The organism is Nocardioides sp. NPDC087217 (genome assembly GCF_044744805.1).
Classification (GTDB): Bacteria; Actinomycetota; Actinomycetes; order Propionibacteriales; family Nocardioidaceae; genus Nocardioides.
The window spans coordinates 485733-499187 of the sequence record NZ_JBIUZB010000004.1 but is presented as its reverse complement, the minus strand read 5'-3'; the positions used below and the strand labels follow the sequence as shown (position 1 = coordinate 499187).

At 68.8% G+C, this 13455-nt stretch carries 15 protein-coding genes and 1 tRNA gene; 6 read left to right on the top strand and 10 right to left on the bottom strand.

Translation table 11 applies throughout. The features are described 5' to 3' along the window. Positions 1-181: 181 nt before the first annotated feature. Entirely contained in the window at positions 182-781 is a 600-nt protein-coding gene (locus ACIO3S_RS20595; RefSeq protein ID WP_400467518.1) for a hypothetical protein, read from the bottom strand. Positions 782-888: 107 nt separating this feature from the next. Here ACIO3S_RS20595 and ACIO3S_RS20590 point away from each other — a divergent pair, with 107 nt between their 5' ends. Then, positions 889-1671, top strand: coding sequence for an alpha/beta fold hydrolase (locus tag ACIO3S_RS20590; protein ID WP_400467516.1), 783 nt, complete (start codon positions 889-891; stop codon positions 1669-1671). 135 nt (positions 1672-1806) lie between these two features. After that, positions 1807-3231, top strand: coding sequence for a DUF1254 domain-containing protein (locus tag ACIO3S_RS20585; protein WP_400467514.1), 1425 nt, complete (start codon positions 1807-1809; stop codon positions 3229-3231). A 47-nt stretch (positions 3232-3278) separates the two neighbouring features. Here the strand turns inward: ACIO3S_RS20585 and ACIO3S_RS20580 are convergent. The 5 genes from ACIO3S_RS20580 to ACIO3S_RS20560 form a co-directional block, all read right to left on the bottom strand. Further along, positions 3279-3357: transfer RNA gene (locus tag ACIO3S_RS20580), tRNA-Gln, on the bottom strand. A gap of 68 nt (positions 3358-3425) precedes the next feature. Further along, positions 3426-4109 carry a type 1 glutamine amidotransferase domain-containing protein gene (locus ACIO3S_RS20575; RefSeq protein WP_400467512.1) on the bottom strand — a complete coding sequence of 228 codons (684 nt, stop codon included), beginning with the start codon at positions 4107-4109 and terminating at the stop codon, positions 3426-3428. 28 nt (positions 4110-4137) lie between these two features. After that, complete coding sequence (locus ACIO3S_RS20570; protein WP_400467510.1) at positions 4138-5730, bottom strand: succinic semialdehyde dehydrogenase; 1593 nt, start codon at positions 5728-5730, stop codon at positions 4138-4140. A gap of 23 nt (positions 5731-5753) precedes the next feature. Then, positions 5754-6719: an acetoacetate decarboxylase family protein gene (locus tag ACIO3S_RS20565; protein WP_400467508.1), complete on the bottom strand. Its 966-nt coding sequence runs from the start codon at positions 6717-6719 to the stop codon at positions 5754-5756. A gap of 96 nt (positions 6720-6815) precedes the next feature. Continuing rightward, positions 6816-7394, bottom strand: a complete 579-nt coding sequence (locus tag ACIO3S_RS20560) for a TetR/AcrR family transcriptional regulator (RefSeq protein WP_400467506.1) — start codon at positions 7392-7394, stop codon at positions 6816-6818. A 62-nt stretch (positions 7395-7456) separates the two neighbouring features. Here ACIO3S_RS20560 and ACIO3S_RS20555 point away from each other — a divergent pair, with 62 nt between their 5' ends. The 3 genes from ACIO3S_RS20555 to ACIO3S_RS20545 all read left to right on the top strand — a co-directional run bounded on the left by ACIO3S_RS20555 (position 7457) and on the right by ACIO3S_RS20545 (position 9698). Continuing rightward, the gene (locus ACIO3S_RS20555) at positions 7457-8692 is read left to right on the top strand and encodes an NADH:flavin oxidoreductase/NADH oxidase family protein (RefSeq protein ID WP_400467504.1); all 1236 of its coding nucleotides are present in this window, start codon (positions 7457-7459) and stop codon (positions 8690-8692) included. 74 nt (positions 8693-8766) lie between these two features. Then, positions 8767-9030: a GlsB/YeaQ/YmgE family stress response membrane protein gene (locus tag ACIO3S_RS20550; RefSeq protein ID WP_400467502.1), complete on the top strand. Its 264-nt coding sequence runs from the start codon at positions 8767-8769 to the stop codon at positions 9028-9030. Between the two features lie 104 nt (positions 9031-9134). Beyond that, positions 9135-9698: a DUF1269 domain-containing protein gene (locus tag ACIO3S_RS20545; RefSeq protein ID WP_400467500.1), complete on the top strand. Its 564-nt coding sequence runs from the start codon at positions 9135-9137 to the stop codon at positions 9696-9698. Between the two features lie 32 nt (positions 9699-9730). On the opposite strand, the gene ACIO3S_RS20540 is transcribed toward ACIO3S_RS20545, so the two are convergent. The 3 genes from ACIO3S_RS20540 to ACIO3S_RS20530 are packed head-to-tail and all read right to left on the bottom strand — an operon-like array spanning position 9731 to position 11660. Then, positions 9731-10537: an ABC transporter permease gene (locus ACIO3S_RS20540; protein ID WP_400467498.1), complete on the bottom strand. Its 807-nt coding sequence runs from the start codon at positions 10535-10537 to the stop codon at positions 9731-9733. Further along, positions 10525-11298 carry an ABC transporter ATP-binding protein gene (locus tag ACIO3S_RS20535; protein ID WP_400467496.1) on the bottom strand — a complete coding sequence of 258 codons (774 nt, stop codon included), beginning with the start codon at positions 11296-11298 and terminating at the stop codon, positions 10525-10527. Before ACIO3S_RS20535 ends, ACIO3S_RS20540 begins: the two co-directional genes overlap by 13 nt. Then, complete coding sequence (locus ACIO3S_RS20530) at positions 11295-11660, bottom strand: hypothetical protein (protein WP_400467494.1); 366 nt, start codon at positions 11658-11660, stop codon at positions 11295-11297. The genes ACIO3S_RS20535 and ACIO3S_RS20530 overlap by 4 nt, the downstream gene beginning before the upstream one ends. Positions 11661-11721: 61 nt before the next feature. On the opposite strand from ACIO3S_RS20530, the gene ACIO3S_RS20525 reads away from it, so the two are divergent. Continuing rightward, on the top strand, positions 11722-12243 hold the full coding sequence (locus tag ACIO3S_RS20525; RefSeq protein ID WP_400467492.1) for a helix-turn-helix domain-containing protein: 522 nt from the start codon (positions 11722-11724) through the stop codon (positions 12241-12243). Between the two features lie 69 nt (positions 12244-12312). Here the strand turns inward: ACIO3S_RS20525 and ACIO3S_RS20520 are convergent, their stop codons facing one another. Further along, positions 12313-13443, bottom strand: coding sequence for an aminopeptidase P family protein (locus tag ACIO3S_RS20520; RefSeq protein WP_400467490.1), 1131 nt, complete (start codon positions 13441-13443; stop codon positions 12313-12315). Positions 13444-13455 lie beyond the last annotated feature (12 nt).

The window sequence follows — 13455 nt, the reverse complement described above, 5'->3', positions numbered from 1 at the left end:
TGTTTGTCGATTAGTTTGGGCGACTTTACACCCTGCTCCCCCACGACCTTGATACAGGCCAGTATCCATACCACCCTGCGCGTCCCCGCAATCAGCAACGCGACACGCGGGCGTATGCAGGAAGCCCGGTGACCTTACACGAAGATGAACGGCGCGTGGCCATCAATGACGAACCCCGGGGTCAGCTGGGCGGCATGACCCCGAGGACGACGAGCAGTCCGGGAAGGCCCAGGAACAGCAGCCCGAGAAGGACCGGGCCGCCGAGCACACCCAGGAGAATGGTGACCCTCGAGACGGCGTACCGCCGCAGGTAGGACACGGCGAGCACCCCGAATCCGGCGGCCGAGACGACCGATCCGAGGAGGTACGCCACGGAACGCGAGCCGAGGTCGGCCGGGTCGCCGCTCGCTCCGACGAGGATCGCGCCGGCCTCCGCCGTGCTGCCGACCGCGTCGAGCGCGAGTGTCGCGAACGCACCCCAGAGAAGCACCGACAGGGCCCATGGCGTCACGAACCGGGCCGGGCGCGCAGCCACCGACAACAGCGCCACCGCGGCGCCCAGCACCTTCAGGCCCGTGACGGTCCAGTTCATGACCGAGAGGCCAGTGGCGTACTCGGCGTAGCGGCCCTCGGCGAAGCGATCGGTGAGCTCGAAGGTCACGTTCGCCGCAGCGAACGCCAGACAGCCCAATGCCATCAGCACCGCGACAGCGATGACGGCAGGGCTTGCGGCCCGCGCCGCGGGCGCCACCGGCCCCTTCTGGCTCGCGAGAGTCGCCATGGTCCCGACGCTACGAATCTCTGAGCCGCGAGGACATCGGGGGATCCCCTACCTGTACCCGGGTTTCGAGTGCCGCCGGCGACATCGCCGCGCGCTACGGTCGGTTCATGGATGTCGTCGAGGTCGACGGGTTGCGCATCGCCTTCCGACGGGCCGGGAGCGGTCCTGCGGTCGTGTTCGTCCACGGCGGCGCCGAGGACGGCCGCGCCTGGAGCCCACAGCTCGACGCGCTCTCGGACGAGTTCACCGTCATCGCATGGGACGAACCGGGCGCCGGTGGCTCCGGCGACGTGCCCGAGGGTTTCGCGCTCAGCGACTACGCCGACTCCCTGGCCGGGCTTCTCCGCGCTCTCGACGTCGCTCCGTGCACGCTCGTGGGGCTCTCCTGGGGAGTGACCGTCATCCTCGAGCTGTACCGACGCCATCCCGATGTCGTCCGCAGTCTTGTCCTGGCGGACGGCTACGCCGGGTGGCGTGGTTCGCTCGGACCGGCCGAGGCCGACGTCCGCCTCGCGGGCCTGCTCGACCAGCCGGCAGACAGCTTCGACCCGACCCTCCCCGGCCTCTTCGCCGGCCCGCCGCCGGCGGAGTTCGTGCCCCTGCTGGAGGCGATGGCAGCCGACGTACGCCGCCACAGCATGCTGACCGCCCTGACCGCCATGGCCCGCGCCGATCTGACCGACATGCTCGGGACGATCCAGGTGCCCACCCAGCTCATCTGGGGCGCCCTGGACGCCCGCTCGCCCCTGTCCGTCGCCCACGACTTCCAGCGCCTCATCCCGGCGGCAGACCTCGCCGTCATCCCCGGCTGCGGTCACGTCAGCAACCTCGAGGCTCCTGAGGCGTTCAACGACATCCTCCGCTTCTTTCTCCGCCGCCACCCCGCGTGAGTCGCACTCACCCTCGCCGTCGGCGTCCCTCAGAGATGCTTCGGAATCACATGGTCCGGAACGGGTGAGGCGGTCGACTCGGGCGCCACGCAGGCTCGTCGCGGGACCGGACAGACCGAGGTGAGAGGTGGAACAGTGGGCGACGAGAGCATGCTGGAGATCGCGCGGCGGAACATCGCGGTGCCCGACGTGGTGCCCTCACCGCTGGGCGACATCGAATTCTTCGACGGGGTGCCGCTTCCGGGGTCTGTCGACACGATCTACGACCTGCTCGATCTCACCCGGGCGATCGAGGTCTACCTCAACACCGTCCCAGGCGCCTCCCTCGTGGCGATGCGCAGCGGGTTCCGCAGCGTCGGCCTCGACGGCAACACCATGCTCGGCTTCACCGACCCTCGCGCGAACTCGGGCTCGTTCTTCCTGACGCCGAACACCGAGACGACGTACGGCTCGATGTTCCTCGACCTGCGCGACGGCCCGCTGGTCGTCGAGAACCCGCCGAACTCCCTGTGCGTGCTCGACGACTTCTGGTTTCGCTACGTCGCCGACCTCGGCATCGCCGGGCCCGACAAGGGTGCGGGCGGCAAGTACCTCTTCCTCCCCCCGGGATACGACGGCGAGGAGCCGGACGCCTACTACGTCTTCCGCACGCCGACGTACTCGAACTGGCTGGTCGTCCGCGCTCTCGGCGGCGTTCCCGACATCAAGAAGGTTCGGGTCTATCCGCTCGCGCAGGCCGACGACCCGCCGGCGATGAGCTACCTGAACATGGCCGATCTGACCCAGAACACCATCCACGCGAACGACTTCTCGTTCTTCGAGGAGATCGACACGCTCGTGCAGGAGGAGCCGGCCGACGCGCTGGATCCGGAGCGCGCGGGTCAGTGCGCCTCGATCGGGATCGTGCACGGTCAACCGTTCGAGCCCGACGAGCGGATGCGCGGGATCCTCACCCAGGCCGCGCCGCTCGCGGCCGCGATCGCCCGAGCACTGGTCTACAAGCCACGCGACCCCGACGCGTACTACTACCCCGACAGCAACTGGCTGGCCGCGTTCGTCGGCGGCAGCTACGAGTTCGAGCGCAACCACGCCCGGCTGCTGGACGCCCGCGCCCAGTTCCACTACTTCGCGACCGTGATCACGCCGGCGATGGCGCACGCCCAGGTGGGCGCGGGATCGGCGTACGCCTACACCGCGATGGACTCGACGGGCGCCTGGCTCGACGGCGGCCGGACCTACCGACTCACCCTGCCAGCGGGCATCCCGGCGAAGAACTTCTGGTCCGTCGACCTCTACGACACCCAGACCCGCTCGCTGCTGGAGACCGACAACCCGTACCCGGCCCTGATGAGCCTGTCGAACACCGTCGCGACGAACGACGACGGCAGCGTCGATCTGTGGTTCGGACCGACGGCGCCCGACGGCCGCAAGGCGAACTGGATCCAGACCGTGCCGGGCAAGTCGTGGTTCGCCATGCTGCGGCTCTACGGACCTCTGGAGGCGTGGTTCGACAAGACCTGGCGCCCCTGCGAGATCGAGCCCGCGGACGAAGTCAGCTGACGCGCCCGGACACCTGTCGGGCGAGGAGCATCAGGAATGACTACCTGCTCCCCGGGTAGGAGTCGAACCTACGTCGCTAGTCCTGATTCAAAGTCAGGCGGGCCCTGCCGGCAGACCAACCGGGGAACGTACGCCGAAACGCACGGGACAACTGTAGACGGCAGCGCCCCTGCCCCGCGCACTGACGCTGCGAGTCAGAGCAGCTCGGCGACCTTCTGGGCCGTCTCCTTGGCCGACCCCGGGTTCTGGCCGGTGACGAGATTTCCGTCGACGACCGCGTACGAGACGAACGGGAGCTTGGCCTTTTCGTAGAGCGCGCCGCGCTTCTTGGCCTCCTCCTCGGCGTTGTAGGGCACGAGCTTGTCGACCCGGGCGAGAACCTCCTCCTGCCAGGCGAAGCCGGTCATCTTGCGGCCGGCGATGAGGTAGGACCCGTCGGAGAGACGGGTGTTGAGCAGGCCGCAGTAGCCGTGGCAGACGGAGGAGACGATGCCGCCGCGCTCGAAGATCTCTCGGGTGATGCGTTGGAGTCCCTCGCTGTCTGGGAAGTCGTACATGACCGCATGGCCGCCGGTGAAGTAGATGGCGTCGTAGTCGGCGGAGTCGACATCCTCGGGGGCCAGGGTGTTCTCCAGCAGGCCCATCCGCTCCGACGAAGCGCGCCAGGCCTTGGCAGTCTTGTCGTAGCTGGGGAACTTCAGCGCCCGCGGCTCCAACGGCACCGCTCCCCCGGCCGGGCTGACGAGGGTCTGCTCGAAGCCGTGCTCCTCGAAGACCTCCCAGGCGTGGGTGAGCTCGGAGAGCCACAGGCCGGTCGGATGGGACGGGTCGTCGTAGTGACCGACGTTGGTGACGACGTTCAGGATGCGCTTGGTCATGCCCTGGTCTCCTTCGTGCGGGCCCGGCTCACCGGACGCCGGTCCTTCGTAGGGTCTTCAGTGCGAGCGTAAGGATCCGGGACCACTGATCGTGGTTGATCGCTCTCGGCGGGGTGAATCCCTGGAGTCGCTGGTGGGCGACGGTCTGGGCCTCGGTGTACTTCAGCAGTCCGTCGGCGCCGTGCCTGCGGCCGAGGCCGGAGTCGCCCATCCCGCCCATCGGGGCGTCGATGCTGCCCCAGGCTGCGGCGAAGGCCTCGTTGACGTTGACCGTGCCGGCGTGGATACGAGCCGCGACGGCCCGCCCACGTGCGCCGTCGCGAGTCCAGACGCTGGCGTTGAGGCCGTACGCCGTGGAGTTGGCCATCCTGACCGCGTCGTCGATCTCGGTGTAGCGGTAGATCGAGACGACTGGGCCGAAGGTCTCGTGCTCGAACAGGGTCATCTCCGGGGTGACGTCGGCGAGGATCGTCGGCTCGTAGAACAGCGGCCCGAGGTCGGGGCGCGGCGTCCCGCCGGCGAGCAGCGTCGCGCCCTTCGCGACGGCGTCCTCGACATGGGTGGAGACCGTCTCGAGCTGCGAGGTGGTCGTCAGGCTGCCGACATCGATGCTGAAGTCGTATGCCGCACCGATCCGCAGCTCCTTCGTCCTGGCCACGAACCGGGAGACGAACTCGTCGTAGATCTCGTCGGGGACGTACATCCGCTCGATCGAGACGCACAGCTGGCCGGCAGAGGGGAAGCTCGCGGCGATGGCGCCCTCGACGGTCCGGTCGATGTCGGCGTCGGCCAGGACGATCATCGGGTTCTTGCCACCGAGTTCGAGGGAGGCACCGATGAGGCGCTCGCCCGCCTTCTGGGCGATGTGGCGGCCGCTGGCGGTGGAGCCGGTGAACATCACGTAGTCGCCGTTGGCCAGGAGCGGGTCACCCAGGACACTGCCGCGCCCGATGACCATCTGCCACACATCGGCCGGCAGGCCGGCCTCCTTCAGCAGGTCCAGGGCCCACAGTGCGGTGACGGCGGTCTGGGTGTCGGGCTTCTGGACCACGGCGTTGCCGGCCAGCAGGGCGGGGATCGCATCGCCGGCCGCCATCGAGAGCGGGTAGTTCCACGGCGAGATGACCGTGACCACGCCCTTCGGGTGGTGCAGCTCGGTGGTGTGGGTGAGCAGCGGAAGCGCACCCTTGCGGCGCTTCGGGTCGAGGAGCCTCTCCACGCTGCGCGCGTAGTAGCGGGCCGTGATCGCGATGTCCATGATCTCCAGGAACGCATCGCGGCGGGTCTTGCCGTTCTCGGCCTGCATCAGGTCCAGGCCCTGCTCCTGCCGCTCCAGGACGAGGTCATGGAAGCGGAGGAAGATCCGCTTGCGCTCGCTGATCGGGGTGGCGGCCCAGCCGACCTGCGCGGCGCGGGCCCGCTCGAAGGCCGCCTCCACATCCTGGGTGGTAGAAGACGGAAGCTCGGCGAAGGGCTCGCCCGTGTAGGGAGCGGTGGTGGTGACCGTGGCGGCTCCCGGAGCCGCGGTGACCTGGCTCGCGAGCCGGTTCAGCAGCGCGGGCGTGATGGTGGCGGGAAGGCCGGCCCCGCGGACCGGGGCGGCAGCGTGATCGATGGACATGTCGGATCTCCGTGTGGTGAGCGCTAGGCGGTGGCCCGGACCGAGATCGGCACGGGCATGTGGAGGGCGGCCTGGGCCTCGGTGGCGACGTCGAGGCGGAGCGTACGCATCGGCTCGAGGGCCCGGATGTCGTCGGACATGCGGCCCTCGCCGAGCTGGAGCTCGACACCGCGCGGCAGGGTCGCGCTGCCGGCGGCGAGGATGTTGGTCTGGTTGAGCGTCGACTGCCAGCGGCCGCCGAGCTCGGTGTAGGACGTCAGCGACGAGACCCGCTCACCCGAGCGGAAGGTGGTCTGCGCCGGCGTGGGCGCGGAGAAGGCGACATCGACCCCACCGGTCGCGTTGGCGACCCGGGCGGTGCTGGTCGAGGTGTCGATGTCCACGTCGAGCTCGGTTACCCACTTCGGGAAGCCGTAGCCGTCGTGACCACGCACCTGCGCGATGTCGGTGTTGACCGGCAGGGAGAAGACGTACGAGTGCAGGTGGTCGTTCTTCAGGTTGGTCACGAGGTCGAGGAATCCGAGCCGCCCGTGCCGCGCGGGCCGGACCGCGACACCCACCGCGGCCTCGGTGTAGAAGTCGATGTCGGCGACGTCGTAGCGGAAGAAGACGACCGAGGCGAGGCCGATGCCCGGGACGAGCTCCAGCGGCTCGAGCTCCTCGGGCAGGCGGGCTCGGATCGCCGAGGAGCGGGCCAGCATGGTCAGCCGGGCCGAGGACATCCGGTAGTAGAAGTTCGGCGTGTACGTAGGGCCGATCGGAGAGTCGACCTGGGTCTTGGAGAGGCGACGGAAGAAGTCGACGCCGCTGACCCGTGGGTCGCGGGCGATCTCGTCGAGATCGGGGTTCATCCGGTAGCGGTCGTAGAGCCCACCGCGGGGCACCTCGACCGTGCGCTCGCCCAGCTGCGCGGTCACGGTCTGCTGTCCGGTCTGCTGTCCGGTCTGCTGTCCGGGCTGTTGTTCGGGCTGTTGTTCGGTGGCAGCCATCAGGATCTCCTCAATGTTAGCAATGCTTACATGAAGAGCCTACGCAGCAATGTAAGCACCGTCAACACTGGCCGGAGTGGCGGCCGCCACTCCCCGCTAGTCGGCGCGCGCGGCGAGGATCGCGGCAAACGCAGCCCGCACCCGCTCCCCGATCTCCTCGGTCGACTCCGCCTGGAGCTTGCCGTCCATGTAGAGGTAGGCCATCCCGTGCGCCAGCGCCCAGCCGGCCGAAGCGAGCGCATCGGCATCGACATCCGGGAAGACCCGCGTCATGGCCACTGCAAGCAGGTCGTGGATCTCGGCAGCAGCCTCGACCCGCTCCGCACTCCCCGTATCGCACGCGTTGCCGAACATCACCCGGAACAGCGCCGGACGACGCAGAGCGAACTCGACGTACGCGACGGCGAGCTCGCCCAGATCAGCAGCAGAGGCCGGGAGCTCACGGCCCTGAGTCAGATCGACCTTCAGGTCGCGCAGCCCCTGGGCCGCCAGCGCGGACTCCAGGGCGTCACGGTCCTTGAAGTGGCGATAGGGCGCCGTCGGCGAGACCCCCGCCTCGCGCGCGAGCGCGCGCAGCGAGAACGGCTCGCCGTCCTCGAGCATCCGCATCGCAGCCGTCAGGAGCGAGGCCCGGAGATCGCCGTGATGGTAGCCACTCTTCTCAGAAGTTGACACTGCTTACATTCCTTTCTACGCTCATGTGAGCACCGTAAACATACCGCACTCAGGAGCAGTTCATGTCATCCGTATTCGAGCAGTTCGCCCTTCCCAACGGCTCCGTGCTCCCGAACCGGCTGGCCAAGGCCGCCATGGAGGAGAACATGGCCGCGGCCGGTCAACTCCCGGACGCCTCTCTCGTCCGGCTCTACCGCCGCTGGAGCCGGGGCGGGGTCGGTCTGATCATCACCGGCAACGTGATGGTCCACGCGGAGGCGCTCACCGGACCCGGGGGTGTCGTTCTCGACGCGGAGTCGCCGCTGGCCCCGTTCCGGGAGTGGGCGACTGCCGCGAAGAGCGGGGGTTCGCAGGTGTGGATGCAGATCAACCACCCCGGGCGCCAGGTGGGCGCGAACATGCCCGGCGTCGCCTGGGGTCCCTCGGCCGTACGCGTAGACCTCGGCAAGAACACCAAGCGGTTCGCCCAGCCCGTCGAGATGACCACGACGCAGATCGAGGAGACCGTTGCGCGGTTCGCCGAGACCGCCCACCGGGCCGAGGAGGCCGGGTTCGACGGCGTCGAGATCCATGCCGCCCACGGCTACCTGCTCTCCCAGTTCCTCTCACCCCTGGCCAACCAGCGCACCGACCGGTGGGGCGTCGACCTGGCCAACCGGGCCCGCCTCCTGCTCGACATCGTTCGGGCCGTACGCGCCGTGGTCTCCCCAGGCTTCGCCGTCGCGGTCAAGCTCAACTCCGCCGACTTCCAGCGCGGCGGATTCGACGCCGAGGACGCCAAGGCGGTCATCGAGATGCTGGCGCCGCTCGGCGTCGACATCGTGGAGCTCTCCGGCGGCAGCTACGAGGCCCCGGCCATGACCGGGCAGACCAAGGACGAGCGCACCCAGGCCCGCGAAGCGTACTTCCTGACCCTCGCCGAGGAACTGGCCCGGACCAGCCCGCTGCCTCTGATGCTCACCGGTGGCATCGTCCGGCGTCCCGTCGCCGAGGAGGTCCTCGCCGGCGGCGTCGACCTGGTCGGCATGGGCAGCGCCCTGGCGGTCGACCCCGACCTGCCGAACACGTGGCGCCACGACGCCGAGGCACGCGTCGACCTGGCGCCGGTCCGGATCGAGGACAAGGCCGTCGCCTCGGCCGCGAGCATGGCCCGCGTACGCCAGCAGCTGCGCCGTCTCGGCGCCGGCCGCCGCACCCGCCCCGGCATGGACCCCAAGCTCGCCCTTGCCAAGGAGACCTTCCTCCAACGCCGCGCCCTGCGCCGCTACCGCATGTGGCTCCAGACCCGCACCGCCTGACCCGCCCTGCCTGACCCGTCGAGCAGTGTCTTCAACGCCGGATAGAGAGCGTTTGGATGCGGTAGGTTGCCAATATGCTCATCATCGCGATCATCCTGTTCGGCATCGTGGCAGGCGGCCTGGCACAGCTCGTTCTCGGTCGGTCGATGAAGGAGATCGATTGGACCACGGCGGCGGTGACGGGCCTGCTGGGCTCCTTCGTCGGTGGCCTGGGGCTCAGCCTCGCGACCGGCAACGGCCTGGATCTCCACCCGACCGGGTTGGTCGGGTCGTTCCTTGGAGCCCTGCTTCTCACGTGGGCGTGGGGGTTCTGGCGCCGGTCGCGTCAGAGCCAGTGATCATCGGATCCTCCGAGCAGCGCGCCCACGCCACCCGCTACGGGTGATGCCGCCGAGCCATGACCGTTCGAGAGTGGAAGCTCAACCACCAAGGAGCGGATGTCATGTCAGACGAGACCAACACGCCCGATGTCGAGGTGAGCGCGGCCTCCGTGTCGGACGGCGCCTACACCCTCATCATCGCGGACTTCAGCGACACCGACATGGCGTGGGAGGCGTATGAGGCCCTCAAGTCGGCCGAGAACGGCCGCACCGTCGAGATCGAGGGCGTCATCGTGGTCAGGCGATCGGCCGAGGGCAAGCTGGAGATCCAGAAGGCAACCGACCACAGCACGAAGTCAGGACTCAAGTGGGGCGTCGTCGGCGGCGTCGCGCTCGGCGTGATCTTCCCGCCGTCGATCCTCGGCAGCGCGGCCGTGGCCGGCGGCGCCGGAGCCTTCGTCGGAAAGCTGCGGCAGCGCCACCACAACCACGAGCTCGAGCAGAAGCTCGAGAATGCGATCACGCCAGGACACTCCGGCCTGCTCGCCCTGGTCTCGGACCCCGGCGAGGTCAAGATCCGCAAGGCCCTCGAGCGGGCGGAGACCATCGTCGAGTCCACCGTCGCGAAGGTCGAGGCAGAGGACATCAAGGCCGCAGCCAAGGAGATCCAGGGCGCCCACGCCTGAACGCCGGGCGGCGGAGCGTCCGCCTCCGGCGATCAGGCGACGTCGCGGCGCAGGGACACGGCCGCAGCCAGGGCCGAGGAGGCCAGGGCGTAGCCGAGAAGCACGAGCGCACCTACCAGCGGCGCCTGGACGACGGGGCCATTCACACCGGCCTCGGCCGCGATCATCTCCAAGAGCGCGGTCGACCCGGTGAGCGCGGACGTGGCTCCACCCGGAAGGAACGGATAGACGATGTTGGCTCCCGGGAGAATCATCATCAGGTTGTCCACGAGATAGAAGTACCCCAAGGTGATCCCGATCGCGAGCAGCTGGTGCCGCGCGACAGCTCCGATGCCGACACCCAGCAGCATGTAGATGGCTGCGGCGGCGCCGTACCTCGCTGCGGTGCCGAGAATGACACCGAGCCCGAGCCCCGGCTCGATCCCGTACGCGAAGGTCCCTGCATAGATCCCGGCGACCGCGGAGAACGCCAGGACCAGCCCGTACGCCAGGCCGAGGCCCCCGTAGGCGATCAGCTTGGCCACCAGCACCCGGCCTCGATTCGGGACCGCGAGGAAGGTGGTGGCTACGGTGCGATGCCGGTATTCGCCGGTGATCGCCACGGTACCGATCAGCGCAGGTACAAAGAGGGCGACGCCGAGAAGGCCCAAGACGCCGGAGACGCCGTCGACCGTGTCCAGCCCAGGCATCGGCGGGGTGGTGTTCTCCGGACCGGTCAGGGCGACGAGACTGGTGAGCAGGCCACCGCACGCCACCGCGGCCGCCAGCGTCCACAGGGGCAGCCGGGTCCTGGTCAGCCGGACCACCTCACCTCGGATCGCGTCCTTCAGCTGTCGCATTCCATCTCCTCCTCGATCATGCTCAGGTAGGCCTCCTCGAGTGAGGCGTGTTCACCGGTGAAGTCGCTCAGGGAACCGGACCAGCGCGTGCGGCCGCCCTCGACGAGCACCAGATCGTCGATGACCTGTTGCAGTTCGGTGAGCACATGACTGGACACCAGCACCGTCCCGCCGGCATCGGCGAAGGCTCGCAGCAGACGGCGCAGCCACACGATGCCCGAGGGGTCCAGGCCGTTGGTCGGCTCATCGAGGATCAGCCCGGACGGTCGGCCCAACAGAGCCGTCGCCAACGCCAGCCGCTGGCGCATCCCGGTCGAGAAGCCGCGGACTCGTCGGCGCGACACCGAGCTCAGGCCGGTCTCCTCGAGCACTTGCTCGATCCGAGCGCCGGGCACACCGATCAGTGCGGCCTGAGTCTGCAGGTGCCCGCGAGCGGTCATCCCCGGATGGGCCCCGGCCAGATCGCCGACGACGCCCAGAACCCGGGACGGAGAGCTCAACGCGCCGTAGGGCACCCCATCGATCGTCGAGGTGCCCTGATCCGCACGGGCGAGTCCGGTGAGGATGCGCAAGGTCGTGCTCTTGCCCGCGCCGTTCTGCCCGATGAAGCCGGTCACCCGCCCCGGCCGGGCGACCAGGTCGACCCTGGTCAGCGCCGGCACCGGCCCGAAGGACTTGGCCAGACCTTCGGCCCGCAGCGTGGGGCCGGACAGCACCCCGCTCCCCTTCGCCGCGACACCCGGGGCCACAGCGGCACTCATGACCGAGCCAGAGTGTCGAGCTCTGCGGCCAGCCCAGCGGCCTCCGGAGTGCTGACCAGCAGCTCGTCGAAGCCGGCACCGACTTCCCTGTCGCGCAACCGGATCCGCAGCAGGGGCAGCCCACGCGTCATCGAGACCAGCCTGCGGGTGCCATCGGGATGCCGAAAGGTGCCCAGCTTGCGGAACCCCGAGATGACCAGACCCGTGCGCCAGCCCAGAACCTCAGAACTCCATCCCGACAGCACCTCCACCGACTCGACGGCGCCGACCGCGACGGAGTAGTCCGCGCGGCCGGCCATCAGCCGCTCCCAGCCCGGAAAGGTCAGCGTCAGCACGCTGTCCCGGACATTGAGGATGGTCATCTCATCTCCTAGAATATACTCAGATCAGGAACATTCTAAGAATGAGAATAATGGGAGTCAGATGCCTCCGCAAGGCAATATCTCTGAGGTCGTTGCCCACCCCGTACGACTGCGGGTCCTGCAGGCGGTGGGGGGTCGCGATCTGACCACCGCCCAGCTCCGGGACCTGCTGACAGATGTCCCCCAGGCAACGCTGTATCGACACATCGCCACGCTCGTCGAGGCCGGCTTCCTCGCCGTGGCGTCGGAGCGGCGAGTGCGCGGCACGGTCGAGCGCACCTACACGCTGGGCGAGCGGATGGCTCACGTCGAGAAAGCCGAGCTGGCGACGCTCTCCGACGAGCAGATCCAAGCGGGCTTCCTCGCCTTCATCGGCGAGCTGCTTCGTACGTTCGAGGGTTCACTCGCTCTCGGCGAGGTGACCCGCAGCCACCTCGGGTTCGGCACGGGCGCGCTCTACGTCGACGAGGAGGACCTCGTGCGGATCCAGCAAGGATTCAACGATCTCATCGCCCCATACGTCGGCGAGACGACCGGGAAGCAGCGCGTGATGCTGTCCACGGTGCTCCTGCCGACCGAGTAGCGCCGTACGTCCCAACGACACGATGGGGTGCTACGCCGCGATCGCACTCGTCAACGAAGATCCTGAGCCTCAGCCGACGACCTTCAGGTCACGCTCGGTGTTGTTCAGACGTCTGCCGCCCTCCTCGGTGACCGTGACGATGTCCTCGATGCGGACCCCGAACTCTCCGGGGAGGTAGATGCCGGGCTCGACCGAGAAGCACATCCCCGGCACCAGCGGCTGCTCTTCGCCCTCGATCATGTACGGCGGTTCATGGGTCGTGGTGCCGATGCCGTGGCCGGTGCGGTGGATGAACCGCTCGCCGTACCCGGCGTCGGTGATCACCTGTCGAGCGGCCCGGTCGATCTCCTGGCAGGCGACGCCTGGGCGGACCGCTTCGAAGCCTGCCTGCTGCGCTGCGCGGACAACTTCGTGGACCTCGCGGATCAGAGCGGAAGGTTCGCCCACGCACACCGTACGGCTGGTGTCCGAGCCGTAGCCGTACATCAGCCCACCGAAGTCGAGGACGACCGCATCGCCGACCTCGACGGTGCGGTCGCCGGCCTCGTGGTGAGGGTTGGCGCCGTTCGGACCCGAGCCGACCACCGTGAAATCGACCTGCTCGTGACCGGACTCCCGCAGCAGGCGGGCCAGGTCGGCAGCCACCTCCGTCTCCTTCCGGCCGGCGAACCGGACTCCGAGGATCTGCTCGTAGACCGCGTCCGCGGCGGCCCCGGCGGCTGCCAGCCGGGCGAGCTCGTTGGCGTCCTTGACCGCCCGCAGCATGGGGAGGGCCTGCGTCAGCGACCGGTAGGAGGATGCGGGCAACGCGCTCTGCAGCCCGAGCAGGTGCATCGCCCAGGCGGAGTCGGCGATTCCCATCGTCGCGTGCGAGGGAATCAAGGTGCTGGCGCGCGCGAACGGATCCTCACCGTCCGCCCAGTCGACGATCTGGAGGCCCGGTGCACCCACGGCACTCTCGGCATCCGGCCGCTCCAGGGTCGGCACCAGCAGCGTCGGCTGCTGACCGGGAGTGAGGACGAGCACCGTCAACCTCTCGGTGATGGCCGTGGGCTGATAGCCGGTGAGCCAGATCAGGTCAGGACCGGGCGTGACGAGGAGCCCGTCCAGCCCCACATCAGTCGCGTCGGCCACCGCACGGCTCATCCGAGCCGTGTAGTCCTCGTCCGTGATCGGCACTGGTGACTGCGTCATGGTCATCGTGTCCTCCTG